15 protein-coding genes are annotated in these 14,938 nt (G+C 53.6%); 11 read left to right on the top strand and 4 right to left on the bottom strand.

From position 1 onward, the window contains the following. The first annotated feature begins 11 nt into the window (after positions 1-11). Together AC0IM9_RS13385 and AC0IM9_RS13380 are read left to right on the top strand one after the other, a co-directional pair. The gene (locus AC0IM9_RS13385; RefSeq protein WP_482804334.1) at positions 12-2,519 is read left to right on the top strand and encodes a motility associated factor glycosyltransferase family protein; all 2,508 of its coding nucleotides are present in this window, start codon (positions 12-14) and stop codon (positions 2,517-2,519) included. 66 nt (positions 2,520-2,585) lie between these two features. Continuing rightward, entirely contained in the window at positions 2,586-2,783 is a 198-nt protein-coding gene (locus AC0IM9_RS13380; protein ID WP_482804333.1) for a hypothetical protein, read from the top strand. 16 nt (positions 2,784-2,799) lie between these two features. Here AC0IM9_RS13380 and AC0IM9_RS13375 read toward each other — a convergent pair whose 3' ends face one another. After that, positions 2,800-3,600, bottom strand: coding sequence for a cytochrome C assembly family protein (locus tag AC0IM9_RS13375; protein WP_482804332.1), 801 nt, complete (start codon positions 3,598-3,600; stop codon positions 2,800-2,802). A 126-nt stretch (positions 3,601-3,726) separates the two neighbouring features. On the opposite strand from AC0IM9_RS13375, the gene ffh reads away from it, so the two are divergent. The 9 genes from ffh (at position 3,727) to AC0IM9_RS13330 (ending at position 9,827) form a co-directional block, all read left to right on the top strand. Further along, on the top strand, positions 3,727-5,082 hold the full coding sequence (gene ffh / locus AC0IM9_RS13370) for a signal recognition particle protein (protein WP_482804331.1): 1,356 nt from the start codon (positions 3,727-3,729) through the stop codon (positions 5,080-5,082). A gap of 88 nt (positions 5,083-5,170) precedes the next feature. Further along, the gene (gene rpsP / locus AC0IM9_RS13365; protein ID WP_140911734.1) at positions 5,171-5,422 is read left to right on the top strand and encodes a 30S ribosomal protein S16; all 252 of its coding nucleotides are present in this window, start codon (positions 5,171-5,173) and stop codon (positions 5,420-5,422) included. Positions 5,423-5,431: 9 nt separating this feature from the next. Continuing rightward, positions 5,432-5,941: a ribosome maturation factor RimM gene (rimM, locus tag AC0IM9_RS13360; protein ID WP_482804330.1), complete on the top strand. Its 510-nt coding sequence runs from the start codon at positions 5,432-5,434 to the stop codon at positions 5,939-5,941. Positions 5,942-5,947: 6 nt separating this feature from the next. Continuing rightward, the gene (trmD, locus tag AC0IM9_RS13355) at positions 5,948-6,691 is read left to right on the top strand and encodes a tRNA (guanosine(37)-N1)-methyltransferase TrmD (protein WP_482804329.1); all 744 of its coding nucleotides are present in this window, start codon (positions 5,948-5,950) and stop codon (positions 6,689-6,691) included. 9 nt (positions 6,692-6,700) lie between these two features. After that, positions 6,701-7,048, top strand: coding sequence for a 50S ribosomal protein L19 (gene rplS, locus AC0IM9_RS13350; RefSeq protein WP_054759399.1), 348 nt, complete (start codon positions 6,701-6,703; stop codon positions 7,046-7,048). A gap of 91 nt (positions 7,049-7,139) precedes the next feature. Next, on the top strand, positions 7,140-7,649 hold the full coding sequence (locus AC0IM9_RS13345; RefSeq protein ID WP_482804328.1) for a methylated-DNA--[protein]-cysteine S-methyltransferase: 510 nt from the start codon (positions 7,140-7,142) through the stop codon (positions 7,647-7,649). Next, positions 7,646-8,530 carry a site-specific tyrosine recombinase XerD gene (xerD, locus tag AC0IM9_RS13340; RefSeq protein ID WP_482804327.1) on the top strand — a complete coding sequence of 295 codons (885 nt, stop codon included), beginning with the start codon at positions 7,646-7,648 and terminating at the stop codon, positions 8,528-8,530. Before AC0IM9_RS13345 ends, xerD begins: the two co-directional genes overlap by 4 nt. 2 nt (positions 8,531-8,532) lie before the next feature. Next, on the top strand, positions 8,533-9,318 hold the full coding sequence (lpxA, locus tag AC0IM9_RS13335) for an acyl-ACP--UDP-N-acetylglucosamine O-acyltransferase (RefSeq protein WP_482804326.1): 786 nt from the start codon (positions 8,533-8,535) through the stop codon (positions 9,316-9,318). Between the two features lie 86 nt (positions 9,319-9,404). Continuing rightward, complete coding sequence (locus AC0IM9_RS13330) at positions 9,405-9,827, top strand: response regulator transcription factor (RefSeq protein WP_140911739.1); 423 nt, start codon at positions 9,405-9,407, stop codon at positions 9,825-9,827. Between the two features lies 1 nt (position 9,828). Here the strand turns inward: AC0IM9_RS13330 and AC0IM9_RS13325 are convergent, their stop codons facing one another. Genes AC0IM9_RS13325 through AC0IM9_RS13315 form a run of 3 tightly spaced genes read right to left on the bottom strand, consistent with a single transcriptional unit; the run spans position 9,829 to position 14,898 of the window. Beyond that, entirely contained in the window at positions 9,829-11,955 is a 2,127-nt protein-coding gene (locus tag AC0IM9_RS13325) for a TonB-dependent receptor plug domain-containing protein (protein ID WP_482804325.1), read from the bottom strand. An 8-nt stretch (positions 11,956-11,963) separates the two neighbouring features. After that, entirely contained in the window at positions 11,964-14,324 is a 2,361-nt protein-coding gene (locus tag AC0IM9_RS13320) for a sensor histidine kinase, YfiR-like protein-associated (protein WP_482804324.1), read from the bottom strand. After that, entirely contained in the window at positions 14,317-14,898 is a 582-nt protein-coding gene (locus AC0IM9_RS13315; RefSeq protein WP_140911742.1) for a YfiR family protein, read from the bottom strand. The genes AC0IM9_RS13320 and AC0IM9_RS13315 overlap by 8 nt, the downstream gene beginning before the upstream one ends. Positions 14,899-14,938: the final 40 nt, after the last annotated feature.

The following is a 14,938-nucleotide window of genomic DNA, read 5'->3' as shown; positions in this document are numbered from 1 at the left end:
CAGGCGCAGGTATGACAGAAACGATCGATTTGTCGGATGAACAAGCGCTGGGGCCGTTAACGACGAACGCGTTCGGCGACCGCTACTTTTTCAATCTGAATCGCCACGCGTTCGATAAGCTCGGCGCGGCGGCGTTGTTCGAGACCAAGTTCGGCGATCTGTTGTTCAGGGAAGACGAGCTGAACATCGTTGTCGGTACCGATTCCGGCATGTTGTTGCAGTATTTGCGCGGCAAGACTTTGCCGAAGGGTACCCGGTATATTTTTATAGAGCCGGATCGGGTATTGCAGGCCTTGCTCAGCCATGACTTGCTTGGGGAAACGGACGAACGTATCGTTTGCGTCGGTCCCGGCGAGTGGCCGCAGACCCTGCAAAAATTCAAAGCCGCCGATTATTTTTATATCGATGCGGTGAAATCGGTCAATGCGTTGTGCGCACAGGACGATTTTATCGACGAATACGCCGAGTTGAGTTGGCACGTCGCCGAAGTTCTGTCGCAACTGAACTGGCGGTATAGCGCCGAATTGGGTTCGGAAGCGTTTATTGCCCGGCAAATCGCCAATGCAGCCGACAACCGGTTGCCGGCCAAATTATTGGCGAAGGCGTTCAGCGGCAAAACGGTGGCAATTCTTGCCGGCGGGCCGTCGCTCGATCAGGCTTTGCCCTGGGTAATCCAGCATCGGCAGCAGTGCGTGGTATTTGCCGTCTCCCGCATTTCCAGGCAACTGCTGGCCGCCGGTATCGAACCGGACTTCGTGTTTTCCGTCGACCCCACCGATTTAAGTTTCGATATCAGCAAGGAAATGCTGAACTTCAGCGAAAGAACCGTTTTTGTCTGTTCTTACCACACTGTGCCGACGTTGGTCAGTCAATGGCCGGGCACGATGCTCTATCTGGGGGCCCGCTTGCCCTGGCAGAGCGACTTGAATATCAAAAACCTGAGCAGCGCGGGTCCTACCGTGACCAACACGGCCTTGAACATGGCCTACGAATTCGGTTTCAGTCGCATTATTTTATGCGGCGTCGACCTGTGTTTTACCCGCGAGGGTTTTACTCACGCCAAAGGCAGCGACGAACACTTGGCTGGGCCGCGGTTCAATCTCACCTCATTGCAAGTTGAGACCAATGGCGGTTATCTGGCGCCAACCAGTTGCGATTTTGCCCAAGCGATCAAGTCGTTGGGACGGCAGACCCAGTTGCTAAGCCGTGCCGGTTGTCGCATCGTCAACCTGGCCGAGGGCGCCGCAAAAATCGAAGCGGTGGAATATCTGCCGGCGGCGTCGTTGCTGCTGGACTCAGAGCCTGTCGATGTGGGCTCCATTCTGGCGGCACGGCTGTCATCGGCGAGCGGCGGGTGCCAGGATCTCGAGCAGGTTCATGCCGAATTGAAACGCGCGCAACACCAAGTCAAAGCGATTGCCAAACTGTCTGCTAACGCCCGCCAAATTAATGACGCGATGTATCGGAGCGAGGGTACGGTCGTCAGTTTTAAAGACAAGAAAAACCTTGACCAAATCGAGAAAAAATTTAAGCGCGAATATCGGCAATACAGCCGGCTGGTCAAAAAATTCGGTATTCGCAGTTTCATCAAATTGACCAAGCCGTTCGATGATGCGGAATGGAGCGCCGAGGAAGCCCGCCAATTGGGCAACGTTTATTACGATGCCTATGCCGAAGGCGCCAATAAGTTGTTGGCTTTGATCGATGCAGCGATCGATCGGGTTTCTGCGCGTCGGCAAGAGCAAATGTCGCAGCCCGATTTTGCTCAGCTGCTTGCCCAGGCGGCAACAGACCGCAGTTACGGCCGAGTCAAATTGTGGCGGCGAAAATTCGGCGAAGAATCGTTACCGGCCGGGTTCGCTGCTGAATTTGCCGAGATGGAGCGGCGTTATGCGGACGTCTTGAGCGATCGCAATACCAAGCACATGGCTCGAGCCAAGAGCCACAGCAATCTGGCTGCGGTAAAGCATCGGGCCGGTTTGCTGTTCAAACATCGCAAAACGGCAGAACTGCGAGATTTGCTTGCCGCACTGGATAAGCACGAGCAACAGCAGGCGGCAAATTGTTACCGCTTTTTGGTCGAGGGCTATCTGGCAGAATTGCAGGAGTGCCCGGAAGATGCGTTGGACGCTTACCAGCGGGTGGTCGATTTGGGGGATGCCTTGCTGGAGGAAGCTCTGGCCAGAATTGCCGCGATCGGCGTCAGTCACGACGACGGGCAAACGGCCAGATTGGCTTTGGAGTGCTTGTCGCAATTGAATCCGGTGTATTTGCCGTTCTACGCCGAAATTCAACGGTTGCAGCAGGACATGGTTGCGGCTATCGATTCGTACGCGGCGTATATCGGACAGTTCCCGCAAGACGTACTGGTACAGATGAAATTGGCGGCGTTGTACGGCGAATGCCGGATTTACGATGGGGCGGATATGATGCTGGATTACATTTTGCAGCAAAAACCGGATTACGCTGCGGCGTTGGCTTTGAAGCGGCACCTGTCGGAGCAGAAAACGGCGGGTTAGGGCTAAAGATTTCGCGTTGTCGGGCGATAAGCTTGGCAGTGCTATCTTTTGTTCTGGAGGTGTGCGATGGCTGATTCGATATCCGGTATTAATTCATCCAGTCTGCTGGCAGCGGTGTTGCAGCAGGCATCGAATAAGCAAGAGTTGGCGGTGGCTGTCGTCAAAAAAGGCCAGGAAGTCGAAGCCGCTCAGGGAGAGGCCGCGCTGAAGCTGATTGATTCGGCCGCTACCGCTGCTGCCGGCAAAATCGATACTTACGCTTGATGCGTGTTCGCGGCGCTCAGGTTCTTTTCAAGATCAATTCCAATACCAGTTTGCTGCCGAAATAAGCCAAGAGCAGCAGCACAAAGCCAATCAGCGTCCATTGGATTGCGGTACTGCCACGCCAGCCGTACCGCAGTCGCCCGACTAACAACCCGGAAAAAATCAACCAAGCGCAAATTGACAGGACTGTCTTGTGGGCCAGATGCTGCGCGAAGATGTCTTCGATAAAAATGAAACCGCTAATCAGCGCCGCGGTTAAAAACACCAATCCTGTGCCGATCATTTGAAATAACAAGGTTTCCATCGCTTGTAGCGGTGGCAGCGCCAGCATGAGTCTTTTCGGCTGGTGGCTGCGCAGTTGTTGGTCTTGAATCGCCAGCAAGATGGCCTGAATCGCCGCGATATTCAACAAACTGAACGCGACGATGGAAGTCAGAATGTGGACGCTCATCTGCCAACTATGCGTAACCAGCGGATGGTTGGTTTCCGGAAAAATCATATCCAGGCCGATTAATGCCGCCGCCAGAGGGAATACCGCGACGCCGAGTTTTTCGACCGGCTTGTCCAGTGCGGCGCACAGTAGAAACCACGAGATGACTAGCGCTACCAGGGTCGCTGCGTTAAAGAAACTGAAGTTTAATGGTTGTTCGCCAAGGAAGAGGGTCCCGGCGTAAGCGGCATGCAATGCGGCGCCGATCCAGGCCAGGCGGATAGGTAGCGGGCGGCGCTCCTGTCCGGCGAAAAGGTCCTTCGCGATGAAAGTGGCCGCGGCCAAATAGCATAAAACCGATAGGATGCCGACAATTGCGATAGTCATTGGAGTGGCGGGGCAGAATTATCAAAAGGCGTTGCGTAGGCCTTATGTTAAACTAAGCCGGAGCATTGTTCTAACTCCGCTTGAGCCGGAACGAGTCGTAATTAACCAGCAAAACAAGACGTATCTATGTTCGATAATTTATCCGATCGCCTGAGTGGCGCACTTAAAAAAATAAAAGGCCAAGGCCGTCTGACCGAGAGCAATATTCAGGAGACCATGCGCGAGGTGCGGATGGCTTTGCTGGAGGCGGATGTCGCTCTGCCGGTGGTGACCGACTTTATCGAGCAAGTTACTCAGCGCGCGCTCGGCCAGGAAGTGCAAACCAGTTTGACGCCGGGTCAGGCTCTGATCAAGGTGGTGCAATCCGAGCTGATAAATGTGATGGGTGCGGCCAACGAAGAGTTGAATCTGCGTACCAATCCGCCGGCCATCGTGTTGATGGCGGGCTTGCAGGGTGCCGGTAAAACCACGACGGTCGCCAAGCTGGGCCGACATCTGAAAGAGAAGAAAAAGAAAAAAGTCGGCGTGGTCAGTGTCGATGTCTACCGGCCCGCAGCGATCAAACAATTACAAACCCTGGCTGACGACATCGGCCTGAAGTTTTTCGAGAGCGATGCCAGCGAGAATCCGGTCGATATCGTCAATCGGGCGCTTGATGCGGCCAGACGCCAATTCGTCGACGTACTAATCGTCGACACCGCCGGCCGGCTGCATGTCGACGACGAGATGATGGCCGAGATCAAGGCCTTGCATGCCGCAATCAAGCCGATCGAAACCTTGTTTGTCGTCGACAGTATGACCGGCCAGGATGCCGCCAATACCGCCAAGGCCTTCCACGACGCGCTGCCGTTGACCGGTGTGATCCTGACCAAAGCGGATGGCGACGCCCGCGGCGGTGCGGCATTGTCCATTCGTCAAATCACCGGTAAGCCGATCAAATTCATCGGTGTCGGCGAAAAAACCGATGCGTTGGAGCCGTTTTATCCGGACCGGCTGGCGTCCCGTATCTTGGGCATGGGCGACGTGTTGTCGCTGATCGAAGATATTGAACAAAAAGTCGACAAGAAAAAAGCCGAGCAATTGGCCAAGAAGCTGCAAAAAGGTAAAAGCTTCGATTTGGATGATTTGAAGGAACAGTTGTTGCAGATGCAAAACATGGGTGGTCTGGGGGCGATGATGGATAAGTTGCCTGGTATGAACAATGTGCCGAAAGATATTAGGGAAAAGGTCAACGACAAGGATTTGGCACATCAGATTGCCGTGATCAATTCGATGACCAAGCAGGAGCGGCGGTTTCCCGATTTGATCAAGGGTAGTCGCAAGCAACGTATTGCCGACGGTTGCGGCCTTGATTTACAAGCGGTAAATCGGGTGTTGAAACAACATCAGATGATGGAAAAGATGATGAAGAAGTTCAGCAAAGGCAATATCGCCAACATGATGCGCGGCTTGAAGAGTAATATGCGCGGCCTGAGAATGTGATCGGCGCAATTTGTCCTTCACTTATTCGCAAAATCGCGTAGAATAGATTGATTAAATTTTTTGATTCAATGTTTTTTAAGGTATTCAAATGGTAAGCATTCGTTTGTCCAGAGGCGGCGCAAAGAATCGTCCTTTTTATCATGTTGTCGTAACCGACAGCAGAAGCAGCCGCGACGGTCGCTACATTGAGCGGGTCGGTTTTTTTAACCCGCTGGCACGTGGTGCGGAGCAGCGTCTGGTGTTGGATGCTGAACGCGTTCAATATTGGAAAGCCAACGGTGCTCAGCCGACCGACCGTGTTGCCAGACTGATCAAAGACGCTGCTAAAGCTGCCGCGTAACGCTTAGTTTTGCAGGCAGGGGAGTATCTGAACGTCGGACAAGTATCCGGCGTTTTTGGTGTAAAGGGCTGGGTAAAAGTGTTTTCTTTTACCGATCCCCGCGAAAATATCCTGAAATATTCGCCATGGCTGTTACAAAAACACGGCCAGCGCCATGAATTGAAAGTTGTTGGTGGTCGCCGACAAGGCAATTTGATTGTTGCCCAGCTTGAAAATATTGGCGACAGAGATGCTGCCGCCGAGTGGATGGGTGCGGAAATTCTGATTCGCAAGCAGCAATTGCCCAAGCCTGAAGCGGGTGAATTCTACTGGGCCGATTTGATAGGCCTGTTAGTAGAGAACCAAGCAGGTTTCAGGCTAGGTACCGTCGATCATTTGCTGGAGACCGGAGCCAACGATGTCTTGGTCGTTGTCGACGGCGAGACTGAACGTTTGATACCGTTTTTGCATCCCAGCACGATTTTGAAAGTCGACTTGGTTGGCGGGTTGATCGTCGCCGATTGGGATCCGGATTTTTAGGCGGATATGCATTTCGATGTGGTCAGCCTTTTTCCGGAGATGGTCTCCGGAGCGGCAGGTTATGGCGTAACCGGGAAAGCGATAGAAAAAGGTTTGGTCGGTTTATCGGTCTGGAATCCGCGCGATTACGCGAACGACCGGCACAAAACGGTAGATGACAGGCCATACGGCGGCGGGCCCGGCATGGTAATGAAGTACCAGCCTTTATTGGATGCTGTAAACGACGCAAAACGGAGTCAGCAGCTGGATGGCGCCAAAGTTGTGTATTTGAGCCCGCAAGGGCGATTGATCACACAGGCCCTGTTGCAGGATGCCAGCGCCAGCCCGCGTTTGATTCTGATTGCCGGACGATATGAAGGTATCGACGAACGATTTATCGAACATGCTTGCGATGACGAGTGGTCGTTGGGTGACTATGTGATCAGCGGCGGCGAACTTGCAGCTTTAATTGTAATAGACGCGATCAGCCGCTTGATACCGGGGGTGCTGGGCGACGAGGAGTCGGCTAAACAGGATTCCCATGCCGACGGCTTATTGGATTGCCCGCATTACACGCGGCCTGAGCGTAGTGAACTCGGCAATGTTCCCGAGGTCTTGTTGGGCGGTAATCATGCGGCGATCAGCCGCTGGCGAATGAAGCAAGCCTTGGGTAGAACCTGGGTGCGACGGCCAGATTTACTGGAAAAACGCGAATTAAGTGCAGAGCAGGACGCCTTGCTGAAAGAATTTAGAAACGAAGTTGTTAAATAGGGTGTGGTTATGAGTAAAATTATCGAAGAATTGGAAGCGGAACAGCTGAAAAAAGACGTCCCTGAATTCGGTCCGGGCGATACTGTGGTTGTTCAAGTCAGAGTGACCGAAGGTAGCCGCGAGCGGCTGCAGGCTTTCGAAGGCATCGTTATCGCCAAGCGTAATCGCGGTTTGAATTCCGCATTTACCGTCAGAAAAATTTCCCACGGCGTTGGCGTTGAGCGTGTGTTTCAGACCCACAGCCCTGCGGTTGGCAGCATCGAAGTCAAGCGCCGTGGCGATGTGCGCCGTGCCAAGCTGTATTATCTGCGCGATCTGGCCGGTAAAGCCGCGCGGATTAAAGAAAGACTTTCTTAAGCCGTTGCTATCCGATTGGCAGCAATCGGATCGGCTCCGAAAAAGGCGGCTATCAGGCCGCCTTTTTTTTGCCGCTCATTTTGAGTAATCCATGACCTTGCATATTGTTTGGCAGCCAACAGCGGATGCGGAACCGCACACAATTGGGGTGCCGGTGTTTGGTGTTGAATTGTTATTGACCTTGCGCGGGTCGGTCATCGTCGACGCCTCCTGGCGGATGCAGACACTTCCGGCGGAGGGGGGGCTGCCTGATCTGGCGCTACATGTTCGGCAATATCTACTGGATCCGGATAATACTGATTTGCAACTTAAGCTGCTAACTCAGGGTAGCGAATTCAGCAAAAAGGTCTGGAACGCGTTGTTGGCAATACCGGTCGGGCGGACGTTGACTTATGCTGAATTGGCGAAATGCTTGGATTCGGCTCCGCGCGCTGTTGCTGCTGGTTGCAAACGTAACCCTTACGCCGGAATCATTCCTTGCCATCGTGTTGTCGCAAGCCAAGGTATTGGCGGCTTTATGGGCCAGATCGAAGGCGAGTTCGTTCAATTGAAAAGGCAGTTGCTCGACTACGAGCGCCGTTTGCGCGATTCGGAAGCATGAATTCGAGTCAGTCCATAGAAGTTTTCTTAAATGCGCTTTGGCTGGAATTCGGGTTAAGCGATAACACGCTCGCCGCCTACGGCAGCGATTTGAAGCAATTTTCTGCGTGGCTGAAGCATAAAGAGTTGTCGGCCGCAGACGAATCGGATATCAAAGGGTTTTTGGCCCACCTGCGGCAACTTGGTACTTCCAGTCGCTCCTCGGCGCGCAAGTTATCCTGTTTGAAACGGTTTTACGGTTATTTGCTACGAGAGGCAAAAATCGTCGTCGACCCTACCCAACTGGTAGATGCGCCGCAATTAGGCCGATATTTGCCGGGTTCGCTGTCCGAGAGCGATGTCGAAACATTGCTGGAGGCTCCGGAAATCAGCAGCAATTTGGGTTTTAGAGACAGAACCATGCTGGAAGTGCTGTACGCAACCGGGTTGCGGGTATCGGAATTGGTTGGACTGAGTTTTTCACAGATCAATTTTCGCCAAGGGTGTTTGCGAGTGGTCGGCAAGGGTGATAAAGAGCGCCTAGTCCCAATCGGCGAGGAAGCCCTGGATTGGGCCGAACGTTACACCAAGGGAGCCAGACAAGCGTTACTGGGCGGCCGCCAAAGCAACTATTTGTTTGTTACCGCGCGCGGCGATGCTATGACACGGCAGGCTTTTTGGCATATCATCAAGCGTTACGCCAAACTGGCCGGAATTGACAAACACTTGTCGCCGCATACGTTGCGGCACGCGTTTGCGACTCATTTGCTGAACCATGGTGCCGATCTGCGCGTGGTGCAGTTGTTGTTGGGGCATTCCGATCTGTCTACAACCCAAATTTATACCCATATCGCTCAACAGCGCTTGAAAGAACTCCATCGCCAACATCACCCCAGAGGTTAAACATGAGCAATTTGATCCATCCAACGGCTTACATCGAAAGCGGTGCGATTTTGGCGGAGCACGTACGCGTCGGGCCGTTTGCGGTGGTCGAGGCCGGAGCCAGCATCGGTTCCGGTAGCCAAATCGGTGCTCATGCCGTCGTCCACGGCCGAGTAAAAATGGGGGCGAATAATATTCTGCACCCGCATGCCGTATTGGGCGGGCTCCCGCAGGACACCGGTTTTCAGCCGGAAACCGAGTCATGGTTGGAAATCGGTGACGGCAACGTGTTCCGGGAAGGTTTTACCGCCCATCGAGCCACCAAGGCCGGTGCGGCGACTATGATCGGGGCAGGTTGTTATTTCATGAATAACAGTCACGTCGCGCATGATTGCCGGGTTGGCGATAACACCATTTTTGCCAATAACGTGGCGATTGGCGGTCACGTCGAGGTCGGAAATAATGTGTTCATGGGCGGTGCGGTAGTGGTTCACCAATTTTGCCGGGTCGGGTCTTACGCCATTATCCAAGGTACAACCGGTATCAACATGGACGTGATACCGTTTACGTTGATCGGCGGCCGTCCGGCAAAGCATTACCGACTGAATATCGTCGGCCTGAGGCGGGCTGGGATTGCTGGCGATAGGCTCAAAGCGCTTTCCGCCGCATTCAGATTGCTAAGAAATAAAAAAAGCCTTGATGAATTGCAATCTACCGAAGAACTGCAATACTTAAAAAATTGGTTGGCCGCCGATTCGAAGCGTGGATTGCACGGTTTCATGTCGATAGCGCCGACCGATCACGACTAAAGGGAGCTAGGCCCGTTGAGAACCGTGATTTATCGGGTTCCGCATCCTTCGGGCAGCGATTCGGCACACAGCCAGAAATAACCGCCATGAAAATACACGTAATCGATAATGCCGGGCAAATAGAGCCATTGCTGCTGATGGCTGAGGCCGAAGTGGCGTTCTATACCGACGAGATACAGGCGCTAAATGCCGCGGAACAGGATAAGCCTGGGCTGATTTTGTTGAATTATGCGCTACGCGAAGCTGATACCGCCGAATATACCGGTTTGTTGTTGAATGCCGCTCCGGCCAGCAATATTGTGATCATTGGCAACGATCTGGCTACGGAGCAAGTGGTCAGTTGCGTGTTGGCTGGGGCCAAGGGCTACCAAAACAGCGATTCGCTGGCGCTTTATATCAATCGCATGATTCGGGCGGTAGCTGCCGGCGAAGCGTGGTTAGGGCGTAAGCTCGTCGCCAGTTTATTGGATGCGGTGCATAAAGCTTGTGTCGGCCAAGACGCATTGTAAGTTAGTAGTGTAATCCTACTTCGAAGTAAAACATTTGACCGCTGATCGGCAGGTTATAAGGATAACTGGCGGTTGCCGGTTCCGTGCCGTCAGAGTCCAACAAATTGCGGGCCGAGGCTGTCAAATCCAAATATCCCATCAGTTTTTTCGCATTCAGCGTCAAGTCCAACGTCTCATAATCTTTTAACAGCCGGGTATCTCCCGGGCTGCTTAGTCTGTGGCCGATCCAGTTGATCTGGGTTTGAATTTGCCATTTCGGCAGAAAGTTCCAGGCCAGCGCCGAATACACGTGGTGTTCCGGCACGTTGCTGACGCGAGTGTGCGTCGCTTCGTTGCGGGCGAATTGCCAGGCATAGTTACCGCGCAAATTCCAATCCGGCAGAAACTTCCAGTCCCACTCGAACTCGCTGCCATAGCCGTCCTGTCCAGGTGTGTTTTGCTCGGTCAATGTGGTCGAACTGGCGATAGGGCCGCTGATCAGGTCGTGGATTTCGTAATGGTACAAATTCAGCGCCGTTCTGAGCGTTTTGTTCGGATGATAATCGAACGCCAATTCCGTGGTGGCGATGGTTTCCGGACTCAAACTCGGATTGCCTAGAAATAGCGTGCTGTTTTGTTGGTATTGCTCCAAAAAGCTCGGCGCCCGGTAAGCTTGGCCGTAAAGCAATTTGCTGGTGAACTGTTCGTTGACATCCCAAACCAGCGCCGCCCTTGGGTTAAGCGTGCTGCCGAAGTCGGAATAGTGGTCGAAGCGCAGACCCGTGGTCAAATGCCAATCCGGGGCAAACTGCCATTCGTCTTGAAACGCAGTGGACCAGATATCGCGGTGTTGGTCGTCCAGAAACGTGAAAGGTGTCCCGGTCAGATTTTGCAGCGGACCACCCAGGCTGGTGATGCCGGCACCGTAATTGCGGGCCTCCTCGGTGTTTAGCTCCTCGTAGCGGAAGCCGGCGATCATCCTGATGATATGGTTGGAAAAGCCCTTGTAAATACTCGTCAGTTCGAAACTGGGTACCGTATTTTTAAAACCGGCGACGAAGCGCAGGCCATTAGGAAACGGCACCAAGGCATTGATCAATGCCGGTTGTCCGGTGACGTTGCCGCTGGCATCCAATGGTAGTATCGATCCGGGAGGAAAGCCGTAAATATCTGCTGAAACGTCCGTATGCAAGAAACTGGCGTGGGCCTGCAACTCCCAATCCTGAAAATCGTCTTCGGTCGAATAACGAATGTCGGCGAGATAGTTGCTGCCGTTGCCTTTGCCGCGGTTATCCAAAGCGCCGAAAGCGCCGGATCTAAAACCGTAATCCGATTCGTTGAAGGCCCAGAAACCCAAATCCCAATGTTTGCGTTGCAGATTCAGATGGCCGTTCCAGCGTTCGTTTTGGGTTTGCATCGGCCCCGGCGCCAGCGAAGCGCGGGTCGACAGCAACTGGTCGATCTGGCTTTGTGCATCGGCTTTGATGATTCGGTCCGGGTCTACCCCATTGTGGCTGTATTGCAGGCTACCGGCCACGTCCCAGCCCTGCCATTTACCGCCGTATTGGCCCCAGGCGCTCTTGGTGTCGGCGTTGCCGCCGCGGGCGCCCACGTTAAATCCGTCGATGTCGGCCGCTTTTTTGGTGACGATATTGATGACGCCGGCGAAGGCGTCGGCACCGTAAAGCGCGGAACCCGGCCCGCGAATCACCTCGACGCGTTGAATGTTCTCCACCGGCATGATCATGCCGGCCATGTGGGTGCCTTGGTAAGGTAACGAAAAGCGGGTACCGTTGATCATCAGCAATACTTCGGAATTGGTCTCGTTGCGGATGCCGCGCATGGTATAGCTGTAATCGTTGGTCACAGGTTGGATCGTGACATGCATGCCGGGCACGGTTTCCAGAACTTCATGCAAATCGGTGGCGCCCATCGCCGCGATTTGTTCGGCGGTAATAACGCTGGTGACCGCTGCGGATTGGGCGATCGGTTTGGATGTACCCGACGCGATTGTTACCGATATATTGGCCAACTCCGCCGGCGACATATCCAGTAAATCGTTCATGCTTTTGTCGGCGTGTGCCGCTTGGCTAATCAAGGTAAGCCATAAACCAGGTTTGAACAGCCGTTTTTTCAAAGCACCAGACATAACAAATCTCATAAGTCCCGTAGGGGCACCGGCTTGGCGATGCCGTAACCTTGCGCGTAATTGACGCCCAGGGTTTGCAGTAAATCAAAGATAGACTCGTTTTCGACAAATTCGGCAATTGTTTTCTTACCCATCACGTGCGCCACTTCGTTGATCGACTTGACCATCGTCAGATCCACTCGATCTTCCAGAATGTCTTTGACGAACAAACCGTCAATTTTCAGGTAGTCGACCGGCAGGTTTTTCAAATAAGCAAATGAAGACAAGCCGCTGCCGAAATCGTCTAAAGAAAACGAGCAACCTTTGCCGCGCAGCGATTCCATGAATTGGCGGGCGTAAGACAGGTTGCTGATCGCCGCGGTCTCGGTGATCTCGAAACAGATTTTCTCGGTCGGAATTTGCCATTTCTGGAATTGTTCGCCGATGAAACCCAGCATGGTTTGGTCCGACAGCGACAGACCGGACAGGTTGACCGAGCACATTTCCAGGCGCTGCAACAAATCCGGTGTCGTTGCCAAATACTCGAACAGCGAGGAAATGACCCAGCGGTCCAGCGGCGGAGCCATGTTGTAGCGTTCCGCCGCCGGCAGAAATGCGCCGGGCGGGATGATTTTGCCCTGGTCGTCGCGGTAGCGGATCAGGGTTTCGAAGTGCAAGGCCTCGTGGTTGTGATTCACCGGCACGATCAACTGGCCGAACAATTGGAAGCGATTTTGTTCGATACCCAATCGAATCTTCTCGACCCATTGCATTTCGCCCTGGCGCAAGGTTAATTCCTCGTCGTCCGGGCTGAACACATGCACCCGGTTCCGGCCTTTTTCTTTCGCGGCATAACAGGCGGCGTCGGCTTCCTTCAACACGTCGACCGCATTGCCGCTGGACCGGTTGATGGGGGCTACGCCGATGCTGACGCCGATGCTGAAGCTGCGGTTTTCCCAGGCGAACTGAAAGTCGCAAATCGCATTTCGCAATTTTTCGCCGGTGATGACGGCCTGATCCAGAGAGCAATACGACATCAAAATACCGAATTCGTCGCCGCCCAAGCGGGCCAGGATATCCATCTTACGCACTTGTTGTCGTAATAACTCGCCAAGCTGCCGTAACAATTCGTCGCCGGCCAGATGGCCGCAGGTATCGTTGACGATCTTGAATTGGTCCAAATCAAGGTAACACAACACGTGGGCGCTGTTGTCGTTTTGGGCTTGCAACACCAGATTCTGGATATGGATGTCGAATTGGCGGCGGTTGACCAGGCCGGTCAGTTCGTCGTGGCTGGCCTGGTAAGCGATTTTTTCCGACAGTCGGCGGGTTTCGGTAATGTCTTCGCACACCAGCAACATATGCGGCAGATTGTTTTCGTCCTTGACCAGGCGCGCCGTTTCCCTGACCCAAATCGTATTGCCGTTGCGGCAAACGATGCGGCTTTCCAGTTTGTGTACCTGCTCCGGGTGGTCGCGGCAAATTTGCAGGAACTGGTTGCAGTTGCCGATATCCTCCGGGTGAGAGAAGGCGAATAACGAACAACCCTGCAATTCTTCGACCCCCAAACCCAATTGTCGGGCGCCGAAGCGGTTGACCGAGATAATTTGGCCGTCCAAGTCCAGGTTGAATACCATCGTCGGGTTATTGTCGTAGAGCGCCTGATAGTTGTTTTTGACGCTGACCAGCGCCTTGTTCTGAGTTTCGACGGTATCCAGCATGTCGTTGAAAGCGTCCACCAGGATGCCCATTTCGTCGCTGCTGTGTTTTTCGGCGCGTAACGAATAATCGTGGTCGCGGCTGACTTTCTGCGCAGTACGCGCCAACTGGGAAATGGGCTTGGCGACCCGGTTCAGCAACGGCGCCGTCAGCAAAAAGGTGATGAACAATGCGACGAACAGGACCAACAGCACCACGCCGACGAATTTCAACTCCCGCCAGAAGGCGGTGCTGAGGTCGGACGACAAATACACCGCACCGATGATCTCGCCGTCGAGTAACATCGGTTGGTAAACGTACAAGGACAATTGGTCGAAGTGGGTATATAAACCTTGTTGGCTGGCCGGACACTGGTTCGCCGGATTGTCCAGTGCAGTAAACAGTCCGCCCGCCTTGTCGTATAAGCAAGCGCTGCGCACATCGGGCAGATTGGCTAAAGAGGCCAGGTTTTCCTTGGCCAGATTGGCGTCGTCGAACATCACCGCCGCGATACTGCGGTTGGCGATCAGCCCGGCGACGGCCAGCAGGTCGTCTTGGGCCTTGCGTTTGACGTCGCTGATATTGATCGTCACCAGAATCACCAGCGCCAGCAGCATCGAGAACAAACTGGATGTGATCGCGATCGTAAACAGCTTGGATTTGATCGACAGTCGAGCGAAAAACTTACTCAAGCTCTCCTCCCTCGACCAATGTGGCGACTTCGATCAGTTTGGCGCTGACGTTCAGGCCGTTTTTTTTCAACGCTTTCAGGTTGATATGCAATTTGACTTTGGTGTCGTCCAACACAAAGCCGATCATGCCGCCGGATTCGGCAAAAAACGGCTGACTGCTGACCGTCAGCGCCGTTTTAAACGAACCGACCGTCAACACTCCTGCCACGGGCTGTTCGGGGCGCAGGTCCGGATTATCGAAATAGGCGATGTCGCAATCGCGCGCCTGTTTGGCAGAGTCGAAATGGATCAGCTTGATCGGCTTATCCTGAGCGGTTTTGCTTTCCAGCGGATCAAGCAAGTGGCCGAACGGATCGTTGCCGATAATGCAAATGTTGAACGTGGGGCTGGCTTTGGCCGGCCAGGTAATGAACTTGGTGAAATTATAGAGATAGGCCGCTTTAACCTTGTATTCCAATTCGTTGTCGTCGGCGTGTGCTTCCTGAGCGATAAAACAGCACAGGAAGCTCCAGCCGAATGCGACGCAAATGCGCCGCAGTGTCCGCGCCTCAGCGAGAGAAAAAACGGAAACCAAGTTATTGCCTGCCGAAAAAAATCATGGGGCAAGGATAGTT

The sequence above is a fragment of the Methylomonas sp. Uni0011 genome (assembly GCF_056850255.1).
The sequence above is the reverse complement of the archived record's forward strand: the minus strand, read 5'-3'. Positions and strand labels throughout refer to the sequence as shown.

What these genes read in the sequence shown, in the direction of transcription:
- AC0IM9_RS13385 (WP_482804334.1), top strand. Translation starts at nt 12, where the DNA reads ATGACAGAAACGATCGATTTGTCGGATGAACAAGCGCTGGGGCCGTTA.
- AC0IM9_RS13380 (WP_482804333.1), top strand. Translation starts at nt 2,586, where the DNA reads ATGGCTGATTCGATATCCGGTATTAATTCATCCAGTCTGCTGGCAGCG.
- AC0IM9_RS13375 (WP_482804332.1), bottom strand. Translation starts at nt 3,600, where the DNA reads ATGACTATCGCAATTGTCGGCATCCTATCGGTTTTATGCTATTTGGCC.
- ffh (WP_482804331.1), top strand. Translation starts at nt 3,727, where the DNA reads ATGTTCGATAATTTATCCGATCGCCTGAGTGGCGCACTTAAAAAAATA.
- rpsP (WP_140911734.1), top strand. Translation starts at nt 5,171, where the DNA reads ATGGTAAGCATTCGTTTGTCCAGAGGCGGCGCAAAGAATCGTCCTTTT.
- trmD (WP_482804329.1), top strand. Translation starts at nt 5,948, where the DNA reads ATGCATTTCGATGTGGTCAGCCTTTTTCCGGAGATGGTCTCCGGAGCG.
- rplS (WP_054759399.1), top strand. Translation starts at nt 6,701, where the DNA reads ATGAGTAAAATTATCGAAGAATTGGAAGCGGAACAGCTGAAAAAAGAC.
- AC0IM9_RS13345 (WP_482804328.1), top strand. Translation starts at nt 7,140, where the DNA reads ATGACCTTGCATATTGTTTGGCAGCCAACAGCGGATGCGGAACCGCAC.
- xerD (WP_482804327.1), top strand. Translation starts at nt 7,646, where the DNA reads ATGAATTCGAGTCAGTCCATAGAAGTTTTCTTAAATGCGCTTTGGCTG.
- lpxA (WP_482804326.1), top strand. Translation starts at nt 8,533, where the DNA reads ATGAGCAATTTGATCCATCCAACGGCTTACATCGAAAGCGGTGCGATT.
- AC0IM9_RS13330 (WP_140911739.1), top strand. Translation starts at nt 9,405, where the DNA reads ATGAAAATACACGTAATCGATAATGCCGGGCAAATAGAGCCATTGCTG.
- AC0IM9_RS13325 (WP_482804325.1), bottom strand. Translation starts at nt 11,955, where the DNA reads ATGTCTGGTGCTTTGAAAAAACGGCTGTTCAAACCTGGTTTATGGCTT.